Raw genomic sequence first — 18499 nt, 5'->3', positions numbered from 1 at the left:
TCGTTACTATATCGGCTGTAATTAATGAGGTTATGCCCAAATGGATAGTTCGTTTACGCCCATTGAACAAATGCTTAAATTCCGCGCCAGTCGTCATGAGGACTTCCCGTATCAGGAGATCCTGCTGACCCGCCTGTGCATGCACATGCAGGGTAAGCTACTGGAAAATCGTAATAAGATGCTGAAAGCTCAAGGGATTAACGAGACGTTGTTTATGGCGTTAATTACGCTGGAGTCTCAGGAAAATCACAGCATTCAGCCGTCAGAGCTGAGCTGCGCGCTGGGTTCATCCCGTACTAATGCCACCCGTATTGCCGATGAACTGGAAAAACGCGGCTGGATTGAACGCCGTGAAAGCGATAACGATCGCCGCTGCCTGCATCTGCAGCTGACCGACAAAGGTCACCAATTCCTGCGTGAGGTGCTGCCACCTCAGCATAATTGCCTGCATCAACTGTGGTCTGCCCTCAGCACCACCGAGCGCGACCAGCTTGAGCACATTACTCGTAAGCTGCTGACCCGTCTGGACCAGATGGATGAAGACGGCGCTGTTCTAGAGGCGCTGCGCTAACGCGACAACACGCTCAACAATCCCAGACTCATAAGAAAACCGACAGGCCAGCACGTCACACTGCTGGCCTTTCTGACAACAGCTCGGCTCAGCCGATGTGAAAATAAGAAGATCGTGGAGAACAACAATGAGCGCAAATGCGGAGAGCACTACCCCGCAGCAACCGGTCAATAAAAAGGGCAAACGCAAAAGCGCCCTTATTGTACTGACATTGCTCTTTATTATTATTGCCGTGGCATATGGGATCTATTGGTTTTTAGTATTGCGTCATGCTGAAGAGACAGACGATGCATACGTGGCAGGGAACCAGGTACAAATTATGGCGCAGGTATCGGGCAGCGTGACGAAAGTCTGGGCTGATAACACCGATTTTGTGCAAAAAGGGGATGTATTGGTCACGCTCGATCCGACCGACGCCCAACAGGCTTTTGAAAAAGCCCAGACCGCGCTGGCCTCCAGCGTCCGTCAGACCCGCCAGCTGATGATCAACAGCAAGCAGCTGCAGGCCAACATCGACGTGCAGAAAACCGCACTGGCGCAGGCGCAGAGCGACCTGAACCGTCGCGTTCCCCTCGGCACTGCCAACCTGATTGGCCGTGAAGAGCTGCAGCACGCGCGTGATGCCGTTGCCAGCGCACAGGCGCAGCTGGACGTGGCGATTCAACAGTACAACGCCAACCAGGCGATGGTGCTGGGCACCAGCCTGGAAAACCAGCCTGCCGTGCAACAGGCTGCCACCGACGTGCGCAACGCGTGGCTTGCCCTGCAGCGTACTAAAATTGTCAGCCCGATGACCGGCTACGTCTCTCGTCGTTCCGTCCAGCCTGGCGCCCAAATTAGCCCAACCACGCCGCTGATGGCGGTCGTTCCGGCGGACAACCTGTGGGTTGATGCGAACTTTAAAGAGACGCAGCTTGCCCATATGCGTATCGGCCAGACCGCGACGGTGATCAGCGATATTTACGGTGATGACGTGAAGTACACCGGGAAAGTGGTCGGCCTGGATATGGGGACCGGCAGTGCCTTCTCCCTGTTGCCAGCGCAAAACGCCACCGGGAACTGGATCAAAGTGGTTCAGCGCTTGCCTGTACGTATTGAACTGGATGCAAAACAGCTGGCGGACCATCCGCTGCGTATTGGCCTCTCTACGCTGGTAACGGTTGATACCGCCAACCGCGATGGTCAGATCCTGGCAAGTCAGGTGCGCAGCACCCCGGCTTATGAAAGTAACGCCCGTGAAATTAGCCTCGATCCGGTCAATAAACTGATCGATGACATCGTGAAGGCAAACGCCGGTTAATCCGAAGGTGAGCGTTATGCAACAGCAAAAGCCGCAAAAACCGCTGGAGGGGGCGCAACTGGTTATCATGACCATTGCGCTGTCGCTGGCGACATTCATGCAGGTGCTGGACTCTACCATCGCAAACGTGGCGATCCCGACCATCGCCGGTAACCTTGGCTCGTCACTGAGCCAGGGGACCTGGGTCATTACCTCGTTTGGGGTGGCAAACGCCATCTCCATCCCTATCACCGGCTGGCTGGCGAAGCGCGTCGGTGAAGTGAAGCTGTTCCTGTGGTCAACGGTATTGTTCGTGCTCGCCTCCTGGGCGTGCGGCATGTCCAACAGCCTGACGATGCTGATCATCTTCCGCGTCATTCAGGGGATTGTGGCCGGGCCGCTGATTCCGCTGTCGCAGAGTTTGCTGCTGAACAACTATCCGCCCGCTAAGCGCTCTATCGCGCTGGCGCTGTGGTCAATGACGGTGATTGTCGCACCGATTTGCGGGCCTATCCTCGGCGGCTATATCAGCGACAACTACCACTGGGGCTGGATCTTCTTCATCAACGTGCCGATTGGGGCGCTGGTGGTGATGCTGACCCTGCAAACGCTGCGCGGTCGCGAAACCCGAACAGAGCAGCGGCGAATTGACGCCATTGGTCTGGCGCTGCTGGTGGTCGGGATCGGTAGCCTGCAGGTGATGCTCGATCAGGGTAAAGAGCTGGACTGGTTTAACTCGACAGAGATTATCATCCTGACCGTTGTCGCGGTGATATCGCTGAGCTTCCTGATCGTCTGGGAGCTGACAGACGATAACCCAATCGTCGATCTCTCGCTGTTTAAGTCGCGAAACTTCACCATCGGCTGCCTGTGTATCAGCCTGGCCTACATGCTCTACTTCGGCGCAATCGTTCTGCTGCCGCAGCTGTTGCAGGAGGTATATGGCTACACCGCAACCTGGGCAGGTTTGGCTTCTGCGCCAGTGGGGTTAATTCCGGTCCTGCTGTCGCCGATTATCGGCCGCTTCGCTCACAAGCTCGACATGCGCAGACTGGTGACCTTCAGCTTTATTATGTACGCGGTGTGCTTCTACTGGCGCGCGTATACGTTCGAGCCGGGCATGGACTTTGGCGCATCCGCATGGCCGCAGTTCATTCAGGGCTTCGCCGTGGCGTGCTTCTTTATGCCGCTGACGACCATTACGCTTTCTGGCTTGCCGCCAGAGCGCATGGCGGCGGCATCAAGCCTGTCGAACTTTACGCGTACGCTGGCAGGCTCCATCGGGACGTCGATCACCACGACCCTTTGGACCAATCGCGAGTCGATGCACCATGCGCAGCTGACCGAAGCGGTGAACCCGTTTAACCCTAACTCGCAGCAGATGTACAGTCAGCTTCAGGGAATGGGGATGACGGAGCAGCAGACATCCGGCTGGATCGCCCAGCAGATCACCAACCAGGGCCTGATTATCTCGGCAAACGAGATATTCTGGATATCGGCGGGGATCTTTATCATCCTGCTGGGACTGGTATGGTTTGCCCGACCACCGTTTGGCGCCGGAGGCGGTGGCGGCGGTGCGCACTAACGTGCGGTGTCCAGATCGCGACAGCGATTGTCAGTAACGATAAAGCAGCGCTCCTGAAATCGATTCACGATAGTGAAAAGACAACAGGAGCGCACCATGCTGAAAACACCTTCCGACAAATACCAACCTCAACCTGCTATTTCCCTGCCCGATCGCCGCTGGCCTGAGCAACGCCTCACGCAGGCGCCGCGCTGGCTTTCCACCGATTTACGCGACGGTAATCAGGCCCTTGCCGAGCCGATGGACAGCAACCGCAAACTGCAGTTCTGGGCGTTGTTACTGCGTTGCGGATTCAAAGAAATCGAAGTCGCTTTCCCCTCTGCCTCACAGACGGACTTCAATTTTGTGCGTCAGTTGATCGACGAAAACCGCATTCCCGATGACGTCACCATTCAGGTATTAACCCAGGCGCGAGAAGACCTTATCCTGCGTACCTTTGCGTCGCTGCGCGGGGCGAAGCAGGCCACCGTACACCTGTATAACGCCACCGCCCCGCTGTTCCGCCGCCTGGTGTTCGGCATGGAGAAAGCGCAAATCGTTGAGCTGGCGACCCGTTCCACGCGTCTTATCCGCACGCTGTGCGAAGAGAATCCCGCCACCCGCTGGCAATACGAATACTCTCCGGAAACTTTCTGCTTTACCGAGCCGGACTTTGCGCTGGAGATTTGCGAAGCCGTGGCAGACATCTGGCAGCCGTGCGCCGAACGCCCGATGGTGATCAACTTACCGGCCACCGTTGAGGTCAGTACACCGAATGTGTATGCCGATCAGATTGAGTATTTCTGCCGTCATTTCAGCCGCCGCAGCGATGTCTGCATCAGCGTCCATCCGCATAACGACCGCGGCACCGGTGTCGCCAGCGCGGAGCTGGCCCTGATGGCCGGTGCAGACCGTGTCGAAGGGTGTCTGTTTGGGAACGGCGAACGAACCGGTAACGTCTGCCTGGTCACGCTGGCGATGAACCTCTACAGCCAGGGGATTAGCCCGAATCTGGACTTTAGCGACATGAATCACGTGGTGGAGGTGGTAGAAACCTGCAATCAGCTGCCGGTGCATCCGCGCCATCCGTGGGCAGGACGGCTGGCGTATACCGCATTTTCAGGTTCACATCAGGATGCCATCAAGAAAGGCTTTGATGCCCGCAAGCCTGACGAACGCTGGGAAATGCCCTATCTGCCGGTTGACCCGCAGGATATTGGTTGCACCTACGAAGCGGTGATCCGGGTTAACAGCCAGTCAGGGAAAAGCGGCAGCGCGTGGCTTATTGAACAAAATCATGGTCTGAAATTACCCCGCGCCCTGCAGCAGGACTTTAGCCAGCACGTACAGCAGGAAACCGACCAGCACGGTAAAGAGATGACGCAGCATGCGCTGTGGCAACTGTTCCGCACCCGTTATGGGCTGGTAGAGACGCCGGGCTTTGCCCTGCACGCTTACCGTAGCGACAGCCAGCAGGACGGGCAGTTACATCTGACGGCAAGCGTCACGACGCAGGGCGGGATGCGCCAGCTGGAGGGGCAAGGCAACGGGCTTTTATCCGCGGCGGCCAATGGTCTAAGCCGCTGGGTCACGACCCCGTTTGTCATTAAGGACTATCACGAACATACGCTTGGGGAGCGCAGCGACAGCCGCTCGGTGGCGTATATCCGCTGTCTGTTTCAGGATGGTAGCAGCCGCTGGGGCGTCGGCATTGACAGCGACGTGGCCCGCGCGTCTCTTCAGGCCCTGTTCAATGCTGTCAGCTAGCTGTCTTTGAAATAATCGCTGGGTGATATCCCCATCACCCGGCGAAACATCGCCGTAAAGGCACTGTGGCTGCCGTAGCCCAGATCAAGCGCCACACGTAGCACTGGCTGACCTTGTCCCAGGCGCAGCAGCGCTTCCAGCAGGCGCGCCCTTCTTAGCCACTCACCGTAGCTTAACCCCGTCTGCTGCTTGAAATGGCGGTTCATCGTACGTTCACTCATACCAAGCGTGTTTGCGGCCTGCATGCTGCCCCAGCTTTCCCCCGGCAACAGCCGGATCTGCTGGCAAAGGGTACGCAACGGCTCGCTTTCCGGCTCAGGCAGGTGAAACGGCAGCACCCGCATCGTGCGGATTTCATCCAGAATGAGCTCATATACGCGCTCATCACGACTGCCTGGCGAGTAGGACGCCTCAAGCGTCAGCGAGGTGAGGATAAGTTCGCGTAACAGACCGGAGATCTGGACTATCTGACAGGTTGCCGGAAGATCGGCTCGCGCCAGGGGATCGATAAACAACGTGCGCGCCGCAACGTTGCCGGTAATACGCAAAGAGTGCGGAGTGCCCGCGGGTAGCCAGACGCCACGTCCGGGCGGCACCACCCAACAACCTGATGCGGTATCGACTCTCACCACCCCACTCAGGGTGTGCAGCAATTGCGCGCAGTCGTGCTGATGCCACGGCTCGCTGTCGCCATGAAGGTAATCATGGGCATAAGGAACAAGTGGGCGATGGGTAAAGGAGAAGGTTGAGGTTGTGGTCATGAGGTTAAACGCCCCTCACCCTACCCTCTCCCTGAGGGAGAGGGAAAAGGTGCACTAGATGTGCAGTTCCTGCAGTTTTTCTTTTGGCAGCGCCAGCTCTTCGTTGCTGTTTACGCGAACGTCACGCTCGATGATATGACGCGCGATCTCCTGGGCTTCTTCCAGAGAGTGCATCTGGTAAGTTCCGCACTGATATACGTTCAGCTCAGGGATCTGGTTCTGCTCTTTCACCTTCAGCACATCTTCCATTGCCGCTTTCCAGGCATCCGCGACGCGTTTCTCTTCAGGCTGACCAATCAGGCTCATGTAGAAACCGGTACGGCAACCCATCGGAGAGATATCGATGATCTCCACGCCATTACCATTCAGGTGGTCGCGCATAAACCCGGCAAACAGGTGCTCCAGGGTGTGAATGCCTTTCTCTGGCATCACTTCTTTGTTAGGCACGCAGAAGCGCAGATCGAATACGGTGATCGTGTCGCCGTGCGGGGTGTGCATGGTCTTCGCCACACGTACTGCAGGTGCTTCCATACGGGTATGGTCGACAGTAAAGCTATCTAATAACGGCATACGTCACCTCCGATAGTGATTTTTTTTAAAATAAACTGAACTCTTCTACAAAATGCACGTCTGAGTATATGAAAGACGCGCATTTGTTATCATCATCCCTGAATTCAGAGATGTATATTTTGGCCACAGCGATGTGGCCTTTTTCTTTTCTGTTAAGCCTGTTTCGCCAGAAACGCCTCAAACGACTCCGTATCCGCCGCTTCAACCTCTTTCTGACGCACGACAGACGCGTCTCGTTCTGCCACAAAATCGGCTTCACTCAGAATCTCTAACGGCTCCTGCTTCAGCATCTCGCGGTATTCCGCAGAGAGCGAACGCCCGGTGCCGCCAATACCCTGATCAATCATAGAACGCAGAATACGCGCTGAGAACGTCAGTTCCGGGTTATCAAACGATTCAACCAGCTGGTCGCACACGTTCTGATAGGCTTCACCACCGTCAATGCTGTCCATGGTTCGGGCAACACGCTTCAGGTCACGGAACAGATCCTTGCCGACTTTCGTCAGCGGGAACTGCGCTGTCTCGCAGCCAATACCCAGCGTAAGACCCGGCTTGCGCCCTTCCAGAATCACGCGGTTCCAGTTGGTACGGGTACAGAGCAGTTCCTCTGAACTCATTTCCGGCGCATCCGCCAGTACGCACCAGACCATAAACAGATCCAGGAAGCGAACCTGCTGCTCATCAACGCCGATGGGTGAGAACGGGTTGATATCCAGCGAGCGCACTTCTATGTATTCAATCCCGCCGCGCTGCAGTGCATCCGACGGGGTTTCACCGCTGTGCGTGACGCGCTTCGGACGAATAGGCGCGTACAGTTCATTTTCAATCTGCAGCACGTTGCTGTTAATCTGCAGGCGCTTACCGTCTTTTTCGAGGCCGATTTTCTCGTACTCTTCCGACGGCGTTTTGATCGCCCGCTTCAATCCTGCCACATATTCGTGCAATTCGTTAAACGTAATACCGAGATTGCTTTGCGACTTATTGGTATAACCCAGATCGCTAAGACGCAGGGAGGTGGCGTACGGGAGATAGTACATTCCACACTCTGTCTTCTCGAACGGCAGCGTGGTCGGTTTCCCCTGCAGGAATGACGAGCATATCGCAGGCGATGCCCCAAACAGATACGGAATGACCCAGCCAAAACGATAGTAGTTGCGGATCAGGCGGAAATAACCCGCGGAGATCGCGTCTTTATCCGTTTCGCCGCACTTCGCCTGCCAGAACGCCATGGGTAAAGAGAAATTGTAATGCACGCCAGAAATGGTCTGCATCAACGCACCGTAGCGGTTTTTCAGCCCCTCACGATAGAGCGTTTTCAGCTGACCGATATTTGACGTGCCGTATTGCGCCAGTTCAATCTCCTGGCCTTGTTCGATATAGCACGGCATGCTGAGCGGCCACATACGCTCATCACCCAGATTGCGGGCAGTGTAGCGATGGATGTCGCGCAGAATCGTTAGCATATGATCAATATCACCATCCACTGGCGTGATGAATTCCAGCAGCGCTTCAGCGAAATCGGTTGTGATCCATTTATGTGTCAGCGCCGAGCCTAACGCCTTCGGGTGACCCGTTGTCGCTAAGCTACCGTCCGCGTTAACGCGCAGCGTTTCACGCTCAAGACCACGCTGAATACCCTTCAGTGCCTGAGGGTGATTTTCCAGCCAGGCCAGCGCCTGAGATACGTCCGGGATCAAATTGACCTCCCGCCTGTCAAAGTATTGTTACTCAGCATAATTGTAATGGTTGACGATTGAAGGTCGCGTATTCATTCCACCAATTAGTGCCACCACGTCATACCCTGTAGTGTTGCCCATGCCACGAGAACATAGCGCAACGCCTTGCCAAGGCACAAAAAAAAGAGCACTGGCCCCCAGGAGATGCGCATCCATCCCGCCAGCAGGCACAGTAAATCACCTATTACAGGCATCCAGCTTAATAACAGCGTGGCAGCGCCATAGCGTTTTAGCCAGCCGACTGCCTTTTCCTGCCAGCGCGATTTTTCACGCAGCGGAAAGAAACGCCCAAGAATAACGTTAGTCAGCCCTCCAAAGCTATTACCCATTGTTGCTATTAACACGAGCAACCAGGGCTGACTCACGCCAGACAACAGCATCGCCACCAGCACCACTTCCGAATTTCCCGGCAAGAGCGTGGCGCTTAAAAAACTGCTGGCGAATAATGATAAAAGTGACAGCGCGTCACTCACAGTAAGCGGACGTCCACAACATCCATCCCGGCATCGCGCGCGGCCTGAATACCAAAATCAGCATCTTCGAACACAACACATTTCACCGCAGGCACACCCATCAGTTCTGCACAACGCAGGAAGGTGTCCGGTGCGGGCTTGTGATTTTGAACATGATCGGCGGCAACCACCGCAGAGAAATAATGGCGCAGGCCAAGATGGGTGAGCAGCGCTTCCGAAATAGCGCTTTCACTGCCCGTGCCAACGGACATAGGACGACGCCCGTGCCATGCTTTTACGACGTCAATTAACGGTAACGGACGCACGGTATCTAAAAGCATCGCTTTTACCGCATCGGTTTTTTCACGGGCCAGAAGGTGCGGGTCGAGATCGGCATGATTACGTTCAATCACGGCCTGCGCTATACGCCAGGTTGGGGCTCCGTTGAGGGCGATCATCGCCTGAAGATCGAAACGCATACCGTAACGAGCAAGGACATCAGTCCAGGCTTGACGATGCGTGGGTTCGGTATCCAGGAGAGTGCCATCCATATCGAAGATCAAACCGTCATACTGTGCGTACATCGTGCTCTCGCTAAACGATTAACAAAGCATTACTTTATCGTAAACGGTGGTTTTTGTCGCTCAAAGAGAAATGATTGCTGACGGAACGTCGAAGGAATAACCAGGGAGAAAGAGAGTGGTACAGAAAAGAAGATGGTGCATCCGGGAGGATTCGAACCTCCGACCGCTCGGTTCGTAGCCGAGTACTCTATCCAGCTGAGCTACGGATGCATCGGGATTTACTATTGTACTACTCGATATTCATATCACTTCGAAAGCAATATGAAGTAATAGATGGTGCATCCGGGAGGATTCGAACCTCCGACCGCTCGGTTCGTAGCCGAGTACTCTATCCAGCTGAGCTACGGATGCATCAGGGTACTGCTTTCAGAAATAGTAAATGGTGCATCCGGGAGGATTACTCGGCTGCGCCTCGCCCTTCGAGCCGTTGCTAAAGCAACGTTATCCTCCCTGGTGCTTGCGGCTAACCCGCAGACCTTGAAACAACAGCTTTGCTGTTATCTCGGAGAAGATGGTGCATCCGGGAGGATTCGAACCTCCGACCGCTCGGTTCGTAGCCGAGTACTCTATCCAGCTGAGCTACGGATGCATCGGGATTTACTATTGTACTACTCGATATTCATATCACTTCGAAAGGAATATGAAGTAATAGATGGTGCATCCGGGAGGATTCGAACCTCCGACCGCTCGGTTCGTAGCCGAGTACTCTATCCAGCTGAGCTACGGATGCAAAATGGCGGTGAGGCGGGGATTCGAACCCCGGATGCAGCTTTTGACCGCATACTCCCTTAGCAGGGGAGCGCCTTCAGCCTCTCGGCCACCTCACCACACAACGCCTCTTTCGAGTGCTTCGAGTAACTCGTTAAGAGCTTCTCGTCGCTGCGTGGCGCATATATTACTTTCTGGGACTTATAAGTCAAACAATTTTCCAAAAGCTTTTATCGTTTGCACAAATCACACGCAATTCGCATGCAAAAGCTGCAAAGAGGGTGTTTTATAAGCGGATTTTGCAGGCATCTTCTCAGAAAACTGATGACAGAATAGTGATGTTAAGGCGAGTTAAGGGTAAGAGAGTGGTTAAAAACAGAGCGATTGAAATTAAACGGTAACTTTAAGCAGGAAAAATGGCGGGAGAGGTTGCGTCTCGCCCGACAGCGAGACGCGACAATATCAGTAACTGGACTGCTGGGATTTTTCAGCCTGGATACGCTGGTAGATCTCTTCACGGTGGACAGATACTTCTTTAGGAGCGTTTACACCAATACGTACCTGGTTACCCTTTACCCCTAAAACTGTCACGGTGACCTCATCCCCAATCATGAGGGTCTCACCAACTCGACGAGTCAGAATCAGCATTCTTTGCTCCTTGAAAGATTAAAAGAGTCGGGTCTCTTGTATCCCGGCATTATCCATCATATAACGCCAAAAAGTAAGCGATGACAAACACGTAAAGTGTAAGCAGTCACGGCATCACATTCTGTTAAACGTAAGTTTAGCCGATATACACAAACTCAACCTGACTTTATCGTTATCGATAGCGCAGTGAACAAGACGCCATAACGTTACCGCTATGGCGTCTGCTTGTGCTTTGTAGTTATTACAGTTTCGCGCTCACCCAGCTTTCAACACTGGCCAATGCCGCAGGAAGTGCCGCCGCATCCGTACCACCGGCTTGCGCCATGTCCGGACGACCGCCACCCTTACCGCCCACCTGCTGGGCGACCATACCAATCAGTTCCCCTGCTTTTACGCGGTCGGTCACATCCTTAGAGACGCCCGCAATCAGAGAAACCTTACCTTCTGCCACTGTCGCCAGCACGATAACTGTGGAACCGAGCTGGTTCTTCAGATCGTCGACCATAGTACGCAGCATCTTAGGCTCAACGCCCGCCAGATCGCTGACCAGCAGTTTGACGCCCTTAATGTCTACAGCTTTGCTGGAGAGGTTTGCACTCTCCTGCGCCGCAGCCTGCTCTTTCAGCTGCTGCAGCTCTTTTTCCAGCTGACGCGTGCGATCCAGCGCAACGCGCACTTTCTCGCCCAGGTTCTGGCTATCACCTTTCATCAACTGCGCGATGTCGTGCAGCTGATCGCTCTGCGCATGCAGGCTGGCAATCGCGCCTTCACCGGTTACCGCTTCAATACGACGCACGCCCGCCGCCGTTCCTGATTCGGAAACAATGCGGAACAGACCAATGTCGCCGGTACGGGAGGCATGCGTACCGCCGCAGAGTTCAGTCGAGAAGTCGCCCATGCTCAGCACGCGAACGCGGTCGTCGTATTTCTCGCCGAACAGTGCCATCGCGCCTTTCTTCTTCGCCGCCTCGAGATCCATGATATGGGTTTCGATTGGCAGGTTACGACGGATCTGCGCATTCACCAGATCTTCCACCGCGCGGATTTCTGACGGCTTCATCGCTTCAAAATGAGAGAAGTCGAAGCGCAGCACTTTATCGTTAACCAGAGAACCTTTCTGTGCAACGTGCGTTCCCAGAACTTCACGCAGGGCAGCGTGCATCAGGTGCGTAGCTGAGTGGTTCAGACGAATGCGCGCACGACGAGCTTCATCAACGTTCGCCTGGACACCCTCGCCCACTTTCAGAGAACCGGCAGTCAGTTTGCCCTGATGGCCAATCGCCTGACCGTATTTCTGCGTGTCGCTTACGCTGAAGCTGAAACCGTTGCCTTTCAGTTCGCCTTTATCGCCAACCTGGCCGCCGGATTCTGCGTAGAACGGCGTTTTGTCCAGAATGACAACCGCATCCTGACCCGCGTTGATGCTGTCTACGGCTTTACCGTCAACAAACAGGGCGGTCACTTTGCCAGTCAGTTCCAGATTTTCGTAGCCTTTGAATTCTGATGCGCCATCAACGCGGATCATCGCGTTGTAGTCAGTACCAAAACCGCTGGACTCGCGCGCACGGCGGCGCTGCTCTTCCATTGCGGCTTCAAAGCCTGCTTCGTCCACTTTAATGTTGCGCTCACGGCAAACGTCCGCCGTCAGGTCAACCGGGAAACCGTAGGTATCGTACAGGCGGAAAGCGGTTTCGCCGTCCAGCGTATCGCCCTTAAGTTTCGCCAGCTCTTCATCCAGCAACGCCAGTCCGCGCTCCAGAGTACGAGCAAACTGCTCTTCTTCCGTTTTCAGAACCTGCTCAACCTGCGCCTGCTGACGTTTCAGCTCATCACCGGCTGCGCCCATCACGCCAATCAGTGGCCCAACGAGTTTATAGAAGAAGGTGTCCTTCGCGCCCAGCATGTTGCCGTGACGGATAGCACGACGAATGATACGACGCAGCACATAGCCACGGTTTTCATTCGACGGGATCACGCCGTCGGCAATCAGGAACGCACAGGAACGGATGTGGTCTGCAATAACGCGCAGCGATTTGTTGTTCAGATCGGTTGCACCCGTCACTTGCGCAACGGCTTTAATCAGGGTGCTGAACAGGTCAATTTCGTAGTTGGAGTTAACGTGCTGCAGAACAGCCGCGATACGCTCCAGACCCATACCGGTATCAACGGACGGTTTCGGCAGCGGCTCCATCGTACCGTCAGCCTGACGGTTGAACTGCATGAAGACGATGTTCCAGATCTCAATGTAGCGATCGCCGTCTTCTTCCGGGCTGCCTGGAGGACCACCCCAGATATGGTCGCCGTGATCGTAGAAGATCTCGGTGCACGGACCGCAAGGACCGGTATCGCCCATCTGCCAGAAGTTGTCAGACGCATAAGGTGCGCCTTTGTTATCACCGATGCGAATAATACGCTCGCGCGGGATACCAACCTCTTTTTCCCAGATTTCGTAGGCTTCGTCATCGGTTTCATAGACGGTAACCCACAGACGATCTTTCGGCAGGTTGAACCAGTTTTCACCGGTCAGCAGTTCCCACGCATATTGAATGGCATCGTGTTTGAAATAGTCGCCGAAGCTGAAGTTACCCAGCATTTCGAAGAACGTGTGGTGACGCGCGGTGTAACCGACGTTTTCCAGGTCGTTGTGTTTACCGCCCGCACGCACGCAACGCTGTGAGGTTGTGGCGCGGGAATAATTACGTTTGTCGAGACCAAGGAACACATCCTTGAACTGGTTCATCCCGGCGTTGGTAAACAGCAGAGTCGGATCGTTGTTCGGTACCAGGGAGCTGCTGGCAACTACCTGATGTCCCTTACTATGGAAAAAATCGAGAAACGCCTGACGGATCTCAGCGGTGCTCTTGCTCATAATTATCCTGAAATCAAGCTAACGAAATGTCGTAGCAAGCCTGTATCGGTAAAACGTTGGACAGACCAGCTACTGGAAAAAGTGGGAATAAGATAAGTTTTCTTTAGTGGGAAGTAAAATCCCGCATGCATTCAATCCGCAAAATTACGCCAGATATCCTGAATATCTTCCATCAGAAAGCCGCGGTAGAGCAAAAAGCGCTGGATTTTAACTTTTTCTGAAAATTCACGTGGCAAGGGTTCGCCGTACTTGCGAATGGCCTGTTCTTTTGCCAGCGCGCACCAGTCTGTGTCGCATTCGCGCATGGCCTTTTCAATGGTTTCACGGGCGACCCCTTTCTGGTTCAGCTCCTGGCGGATACGCGCGGGGCCATATCCTTTGCGGCCACGGCTGGCAAGAAACCGGGAAGCGAAACGCTCGTCATCCAGATAGAGGTGCTCATAGCACCAGGCAATGACGCGGTCGTAATCTTCCGCAGTCGCATCAATCTCTTCCGGCCCGTTTTTACTCATTACGGGGGCCGACAGTTTTCGCCGCAACTCCTGTTCGCTGTGGTCACGGACGGCAAGAATGCGCACCGCACGGTCCAGTAAGCGTGCATAGGCAGGGCGGCGTGAAGTCGATTCACTCATAAAAAACCTGCTGATTCAGAAATGCAAAAAGGGCCGCATTAGCAGCCCTTCATCTTTAAACGAGAGAATTAGAAATCTTCGTTGGTTTCTTCAGCACCCGCGTTATCCACCACGAAATCAGGCGTACCGTCCTGGTTGTTCAGCAGAAGCTCACGCACTTTCTTCTCAATTTCTTTCGCCGCAGCCGGGTTCTCTTTCAGCCAGGAGATTGCATTTGCTTTACCCTGACCAATCTTGTCGCCGTTGTAGCTGTACCATGCGCCCGCTTTTTCAATCAGCTTCTCTTTCACGCCCAGGTCAACCAGTTCGCCGTAGAAGTTGATACCTTCACCGTAGAGGATCTGGAATTCAGCCTGTTTGAACGGCGCTGCGATTTTGTTCTTCACAACCTTCACGCGGGTTTCGCTACCCACTACGTTTTCACCCTCTTTCACCGCGCCGATACGGCGGATATCCAGACGGACAGACGCGTAGAATTTCAGCGCGTTACCACCGGTAGTGGTTTCCGGGTTACCAAACATCACACCAATTTTCATACGGATCTGGTTGATGAAGATCAGCAGCGTGTTGGACTGCTTCAGGTTACCGGCCAGCTTACGCATTGCCTGGCTCATCATACGTGCCGCGAGGCCCATGTGAGAGTCACCAATTTCGCCTTCGATTTCAGCTTTTGGCGTCAGAGCAGCAACGGAGTCGACCACGATAACGTCAACCGCACCGGAACGGGCCAGCGCGTCACAAATTTCCAGCGCCTGCTCACCGGTGTCCGGCTGAGAACACAGCAGGTTGTCGATATCAACGCCCAGCTTACGAGCATAAACAGGGTCCAGCGCGTGCTCGGCATCGATAAACGCACAGGTTTTACCTTCACGCTGTGCCGCAGCGATAACCTGCAGCGTCAGGGTTGTTTTACCTGAGGACTCGGGCCCGTAGATTTCTACGATACGGCCCATTGGCAGGCCGCCAGCGCCCAGCGCGATATCCAGAGAAAGCGAACCGGTGGAGATAGTTTCCACATCCATGGAACGGTCTTCACCCAGGCGCATGATGGAGCCTTTACCGAATTGCTTTTCGATCTGGCCCAGTGCTGCCGCCAACGCTTTCTGTTTGTTTTCGTCGATAGCCATTATTACTCCTGTCATGCCGGGAGAAGCGACTGTGCTTCACCGTGGATTTCTGTTCTGTTGGTGCAATTATACTGTATGGTCATACAGTATCAAGTATTTTGTAGAAATTGTTGCCAGAGCGTTTTTAATGCATAAACGGTTGCCTGACGACGCACGCTTTCGCGATCGCCGCTAAAGCACTCCCGGCGGGTGATCCCTTCACCTCTGGCGGTAGCAAAACCAAACCAGACGGTGCCGACAGGCTTCACGTCACTGCCCCCGTCCGGGCCCGCAATGCCGCTAATCGATATTGCATAATCCGCGCGCGCCTCTTTGAGCGCACCAATAGCCATCTCAATCACCACCGGCTCGCTGACCGCGCCATGCTGTTCGAGCGTAGATTCCCGCACGCCGATCATTTGCGCTTTAGCTTCATTACTGTAGGTCACAAAACCACGTTCAAACCAGGCGGAACTGCCGGCAATATCGGTAATCGCTTTCGCCACCCAGCCGCCGGTGCAGGACTCCGCGGTGGTGAGGGTCGCCCCGCGTTGCTTAAGCGCCAGCCCTACCACTTCGCTAAGCTGCATCAATTCATGGTCAGTCATTCTCGCTCCAGGCCTTAGAAAAACATGCAGCACAAGATAGCACTTTCTCGTCAGATATGGGGATGCGCTGCAGGATTTACGAGGGGGCTTCAGAAAAAAGCCGATGCGAGCGCACCGGCGGTGGCGAGGATTATTTCATGCTGTCAGCGAGGGTATCCACATTGTGGCGGAACGCCTTAACGTAGGTCTCTGCCACGCCCCCTTTTGCCGAGAGCGCTTCAGGGTAAAGCTCGCCTCCCGGCTGCGCGCCGGTGGCTGTAGCAATCTGTTTAACCAGCCGCGGGTCGAGCTGGTTTTCCATAAACCAGGTTTTCACGCCGTCCGCTTTAATCTGATTAATGATCTCAGCGACCTGTGCCGCGCTGGCCTCGCTCTCTGACGACAACCCCTGGGGTGCCATAAACGTCACCCCGTAGGCGCGGCTGAAATAGCCGAACGCGTGATGACTGGTCAGCACTTTACGTTTCACCAGCGGGATCTGGCTAAAACGCGTTTTGGCCCAGCTATCCAGCTGCTTAAGCTGCGCGATGTACGGTTCTCCGGTCGCTTCCAGCGCGGTTTTATCTTCTGGGTCGGCTTTCACCAGCCCGTTGAGAATATTTTGCGCGTACAGCGCCCCGTTCGCCGCGCTGTTCCAGGCGTGCGGGTCAGTGACGGTTTTGCCCTCTTCTTCGAGGGTATGCGTCTGCACACCACGCGACGCCACCACCAGCTGGCCTTTGAACCCGGAGGCTTTCACCAGGCGATCCAGCCACCCTTCCAGCCCCAGACCATTGACCACCACAACATCTGCCTTGCTTAGCGCCGCGCTATCTTTTGGCGAGGGCTCGAAGGTATGCGGATCGCCGTCCGGCCCCACCAGCGTCGTGACGTTCACATGGTCACCGCCCACCTCCCGGGTCATATCCCCCAGTATGGAAAAGCTGGTCACCACATTGAGCGTTTTCGCCATCACCGTTTGCGACATCATCCCCAGCGCGAGCGCCACTACGAATCCCGTACGTTTCATCGTTTCCCCTTGCGTTAAAAAAGCGCACGCAGGCTGCCAGCCAGCCTGCTGCGCGTGCCAAATAAAATGGAAATAAAGAACAGCGCGCTGGCGGTAAGCACGATGGACGGCCCCGCGGGCAGGCTGGCGGCCCAGGAGAGACTGAGTCCGAGCCACGCGCAGAAAATACCGCTGATACCCGCCATCAATAGCAGTCCGGGTAAGGTGCGTGCCCAGCAGCGTGCCGCTACCGCAGGGAGCATCATCAGCCCGACCGCCATCAACGTGCCAAGCACCTGAAAACCGGCAACGAGATTAAGCACCAGCAGCGCCAGAAACAGGCCGTGTAATAAGCCGGGAACATGGCGGGCGTTTACCTGCAGCCAGGCGGTGTCAAAGGCCTCGGTCACCAGCCCACGGTAGAAAATCGCCAGCGTGATAAGGGTGAACATGCAAACGCCTGCCACAAAAAGCGCGGCATCGTTATCCACCGCCAGGATGGAGCCAAACAGCAGGTGCAGAAGATCGACGCTCGAACCGCGCAGTGATACCAGCGTGACGCCCAGCGCCAGCGAGCCAAGATAGAACCCGGCAAAACTGGCGTCCTCTTTAAGCGGCGTTCGACGGCTGACCAGCCCGGCCACCAGCGCCACGGTAATACCGGCAATAAAGCCTCCCACACTCATGGCCAGCAGCGACATACCGCTGAGCAAATACCCCACCGCGACACCGGGCAAAATGGCGTGAGAGAGGGCATCGCCCATCAGACTCATCCGGCGCAGCTGAAGGAAAACGCCCAGAGCAGTGGTACTGACGGACAACGCCAGGCAAACCACCAGCGCGCGGCGCATAAAGCCATACTCAATAAAAGGCTGAAAAAAGATATGCCAGATCATGCCACCCTCACCCGCTCGGTTTTCCACTGGGGCATGTCAGCGTCCAGCCGTAACGTCTGCGGGAAGTGGCGCGATACACGCTCGCTGTCGTGCAACACCGCAAGCACCGTTTGCCCCTGCATATACATTTCCAGCATCAGGTCCATCAGCACATTACAGGTAGCTTCATCAACGCCGGTAAAGGGCTCATCGAGCATGACCAGCGGCGCCTGCTGCACTAATACCCGCGCGAACAGCATGCGCTGAAACTGACCGCCTGAGAGCTCATCAATGGTCGTTAGCGCCATCGTTCCAAGCCCCACCCGCTCAAGCGCACCGGCAATGCGCAGCCGCATTTCACGGCGAAGGCCAGAAAAAAGCGACGCTTCAGGCCAGCAGCCCATGCTGACCACATCCTGCACGGTTAGCGGAAATTGCGCCTCCAGGGCATGACGCTGTGCCAGCCAGCCCATTACCGGGCGTTTTTTCTGCCAGTGAAAACGGCCGCTTACCGGCGGGATAAACCCGGCGAGGGTTTTCAGAAGCGTTGATTTACCGCAGCCGTTGGCCCCGAGGATGGCGGTCATGCTCCCGCATTCAATCACCCCGGAAAGAGGACGCGTGACCGGCTCGCGGTCGTAACCCGCCGTGAGTTGACTCATCACAATCATGGCAATGCCACCGCCCAGCACACGGCCAGCCCGATAAAGACAATCAGCGCCAGCGCCATCAGAAGCCGGACCGGCGCAGACAGAGAAAAAAAGGAAGTAGACATCTCATC

Annotated in this window: 17 protein-coding genes and 5 tRNA genes; 4 read left to right on the top strand and 18 right to left on the bottom strand. The window is 55.3% G+C overall.

The genetic code is table 11. From position 1 onward, the window contains the following. Positions 1 to 40 precede the first annotated feature (40 nt). The 4 genes from emrR to leuA all read left to right on the top strand — a co-directional run bounded on the left by emrR (position 41) and on the right by leuA (position 5181). Positions 41 to 571: a multidrug efflux transporter EmrAB transcriptional repressor EmrR gene (gene emrR / locus AC2FAP_RS13160; RefSeq protein ID WP_014171323.1), complete on the top strand. Its 531-nt coding sequence runs from the start codon at positions 41 to 43 to the stop codon at positions 569 to 571. 127 nt (positions 572 to 698) lie between these two features. Next, positions 699 to 1871: a multidrug efflux MFS transporter periplasmic adaptor subunit EmrA gene (emrA, locus tag AC2FAP_RS13155; RefSeq protein ID WP_020883861.1), complete on the top strand. Its 1173-nt coding sequence runs from the start codon at positions 699 to 701 to the stop codon at positions 1869 to 1871. Positions 1872 to 1887: 16 nt separating this feature from the next. After that, the gene (emrB, locus tag AC2FAP_RS13150) at positions 1888 to 3435 is read left to right on the top strand and encodes a multidrug efflux MFS transporter permease subunit EmrB (RefSeq protein ID WP_182268862.1); all 1548 of its coding nucleotides are present in this window, start codon (positions 1888 to 1890) and stop codon (positions 3433 to 3435) included. Between the two features lie 96 nt (positions 3436 to 3531). After that, positions 3532 to 5181: a 2-isopropylmalate synthase gene (gene leuA, locus AC2FAP_RS13145; protein WP_104440319.1), complete on the top strand. Its 1650-nt coding sequence runs from the start codon at positions 3532 to 3534 to the stop codon at positions 5179 to 5181. Here leuA and AC2FAP_RS13140 read toward each other — a convergent pair. The 18 genes from AC2FAP_RS13140 to AC2FAP_RS13055 form a co-directional block, all read right to left on the bottom strand. Next, positions 5178 to 5942: an AraC family transcriptional regulator gene (locus AC2FAP_RS13140; protein ID WP_032680417.1), complete on the bottom strand. Its 765-nt coding sequence runs from the start codon at positions 5940 to 5942 to the stop codon at positions 5178 to 5180. The genes leuA and AC2FAP_RS13140 overlap by 4 nt on opposite strands. A 54-nt stretch (positions 5943 to 5996) precedes the next feature. Further along, a complete protein-coding gene (gene luxS / locus AC2FAP_RS13135) occupies positions 5997 to 6512 on the bottom strand; it encodes an S-ribosylhomocysteine lyase (protein ID WP_008499539.1) in 516 nt (171 codons plus the stop codon). A 152-nt stretch (positions 6513 to 6664) separates the two neighbouring features. After that, positions 6665 to 8209 (bottom strand): glutamate--cysteine ligase, encoded by a 1545-nt coding sequence (gene gshA / locus AC2FAP_RS13130; protein WP_182268861.1) that lies wholly within the window; start codon positions 8207 to 8209, stop codon positions 6665 to 6667. An 83-nt stretch (positions 8210 to 8292) separates the two neighbouring features. Next, positions 8293 to 8721, bottom strand: coding sequence for a YqaA family protein (locus AC2FAP_RS13125; protein ID WP_032678833.1), 429 nt, complete (start codon positions 8719 to 8721; stop codon positions 8293 to 8295). Further along, the gene (yqaB, locus tag AC2FAP_RS13120; protein ID WP_182268860.1) at positions 8718 to 9284 is read right to left on the bottom strand and encodes a fructose-1-phosphate/6-phosphogluconate phosphatase; all 567 of its coding nucleotides are present in this window, start codon (positions 9282 to 9284) and stop codon (positions 8718 to 8720) included. The genes AC2FAP_RS13125 and yqaB overlap by 4 nt, the downstream gene beginning before the upstream one ends. A 133-nt stretch (positions 9285 to 9417) precedes the next feature. Next, positions 9418 to 9494, bottom strand: a tRNA-Arg gene (locus AC2FAP_RS13115). 64 nt (positions 9495 to 9558) lie between these two features. Continuing rightward, positions 9559 to 9635 (bottom strand) — tRNA-Arg (locus AC2FAP_RS13110). A 161-nt stretch (positions 9636 to 9796) separates the two neighbouring features. Continuing rightward, positions 9797 to 9873 (bottom strand) — tRNA-Arg (locus AC2FAP_RS13105). A gap of 64 nt (positions 9874 to 9937) precedes the next feature. Next, a tRNA-Arg gene (locus tag AC2FAP_RS13100) sits at positions 9938 to 10014 on the bottom strand. Positions 10015 to 10018: 4 nt separating this feature from the next. Then, positions 10019 to 10111 (bottom strand) — tRNA-Ser (locus tag AC2FAP_RS13095). 343 nt (positions 10112 to 10454) lie between these two features. Next, positions 10455 to 10640: a carbon storage regulator CsrA gene (gene csrA, locus AC2FAP_RS13090; protein ID WP_000906486.1), complete on the bottom strand. Its 186-nt coding sequence runs from the start codon at positions 10638 to 10640 to the stop codon at positions 10455 to 10457. Between the two features lie 241 nt (positions 10641 to 10881). After that, positions 10882 to 13509, bottom strand: coding sequence for an alanine--tRNA ligase (gene alaS / locus AC2FAP_RS13085; RefSeq protein WP_485452949.1), 2628 nt, complete (start codon positions 13507 to 13509; stop codon positions 10882 to 10884). 131 nt (positions 13510 to 13640) lie between these two features. Beyond that, positions 13641 to 14141, bottom strand: coding sequence for a recombination regulator RecX (gene recX / locus AC2FAP_RS13080; protein ID WP_182268858.1), 501 nt, complete (start codon positions 14139 to 14141; stop codon positions 13641 to 13643). A 68-nt stretch (positions 14142 to 14209) separates the two neighbouring features. Further along, entirely contained in the window at positions 14210 to 15268 is a 1059-nt protein-coding gene (gene recA / locus AC2FAP_RS13075; RefSeq protein ID WP_020883855.1) for a recombinase RecA, read from the bottom strand. 89 nt (positions 15269 to 15357) lie between these two features. Beyond that, complete coding sequence (pncC, locus tag AC2FAP_RS13070; RefSeq protein WP_020883854.1) at positions 15358 to 15855, bottom strand: nicotinamide-nucleotide amidase; 498 nt, start codon at positions 15853 to 15855, stop codon at positions 15358 to 15360. Between the two features lie 130 nt (positions 15856 to 15985). Then, a complete protein-coding gene (locus AC2FAP_RS13065) occupies positions 15986 to 16864 on the bottom strand; it encodes a metal ABC transporter substrate-binding protein (protein ID WP_485452948.1) in 879 nt (292 codons plus the stop codon). A gap of 14 nt (positions 16865 to 16878) precedes the next feature. Then, complete coding sequence (locus AC2FAP_RS13060) at positions 16879 to 17739, bottom strand: metal ABC transporter permease (protein ID WP_020883852.1); 861 nt, start codon at positions 17737 to 17739, stop codon at positions 16879 to 16881. Beyond that, a complete protein-coding gene (locus AC2FAP_RS13055) occupies positions 17736 to 18389 on the bottom strand; it encodes a metal ABC transporter ATP-binding protein (protein WP_151711785.1) in 654 nt (217 codons plus the stop codon). The genes AC2FAP_RS13060 and AC2FAP_RS13055 overlap by 4 nt, the downstream gene beginning before the upstream one ends. Between the last annotated feature and the right edge of the window lie 110 nt (positions 18390 to 18499).

This window comes from Enterobacter cloacae complex sp. 394I7, assembly GCF_057320345.1.
The sequence above is the reverse complement of the archived record's forward strand: the minus strand, read 5'-3'. Positions and strand labels throughout refer to the sequence as shown.

Excerpts from the sequence above, each read along its gene's own strand:
- emrR (WP_014171323.1), top strand. The coding sequence starts at position 41 with ATGGATAGTTCGTTTACGCCCATTGAACAAATGCTTAAATTCCGCGCC.
- emrA (WP_020883861.1), top strand. The coding sequence starts at position 699 with ATGAGCGCAAATGCGGAGAGCACTACCCCGCAGCAACCGGTCAATAAA.
- emrB (WP_182268862.1), top strand. The coding sequence starts at position 1,888 with ATGCAACAGCAAAAGCCGCAAAAACCGCTGGAGGGGGCGCAACTGGTT.
- leuA (WP_104440319.1), top strand. The coding sequence starts at position 3,532 with ATGCTGAAAACACCTTCCGACAAATACCAACCTCAACCTGCTATTTCC.
- AC2FAP_RS13140 (WP_032680417.1), bottom strand. The coding sequence starts at position 5,942 with ATGACCACAACCTCAACCTTCTCCTTTACCCATCGCCCACTTGTTCCT.
- luxS (WP_008499539.1), bottom strand. The coding sequence starts at position 6,512 with ATGCCGTTATTAGATAGCTTTACTGTCGACCATACCCGTATGGAAGCA.
- yqaB (WP_182268860.1), bottom strand. The coding sequence starts at position 9,284 with ATGTACGCACAGTATGACGGTTTGATCTTCGATATGGATGGCACTCTC.
- csrA (WP_000906486.1), bottom strand. The coding sequence starts at position 10,640 with ATGCTGATTCTGACTCGTCGAGTTGGTGAGACCCTCATGATTGGGGAT.
- alaS (WP_485452949.1), bottom strand. The coding sequence starts at position 13,509 with ATGAGCAAGAGCACCGCTGAGATCCGTCAGGCGTTTCTCGATTTTTTC.
- recX (WP_182268858.1), bottom strand. The coding sequence starts at position 14,141 with ATGAGTGAATCGACTTCACGCCGCCCTGCCTATGCACGCTTACTGGAC.
- recA (WP_020883855.1), bottom strand. The coding sequence starts at position 15,268 with ATGGCTATCGACGAAAACAAACAGAAAGCGTTGGCGGCAGCACTGGGC.
- pncC (WP_020883854.1), bottom strand. The coding sequence starts at position 15,855 with ATGACTGACCATGAATTGATGCAGCTTAGCGAAGTGGTAGGGCTGGCG.
- AC2FAP_RS13065 (WP_485452948.1), bottom strand. The coding sequence starts at position 16,864 with ATGAAACGTACGGGATTCGTAGTGGCGCTCGCGCTGGGGATGATGTCG.
- AC2FAP_RS13060 (WP_020883852.1), bottom strand. The coding sequence starts at position 17,739 with ATGATCTGGCATATCTTTTTTCAGCCTTTTATTGAGTATGGCTTTATG.
- AC2FAP_RS13055 (WP_151711785.1), bottom strand. The coding sequence starts at position 18,389 with ATGATTGTGATGAGTCAACTCACGGCGGGTTACGACCGCGAGCCGGTC.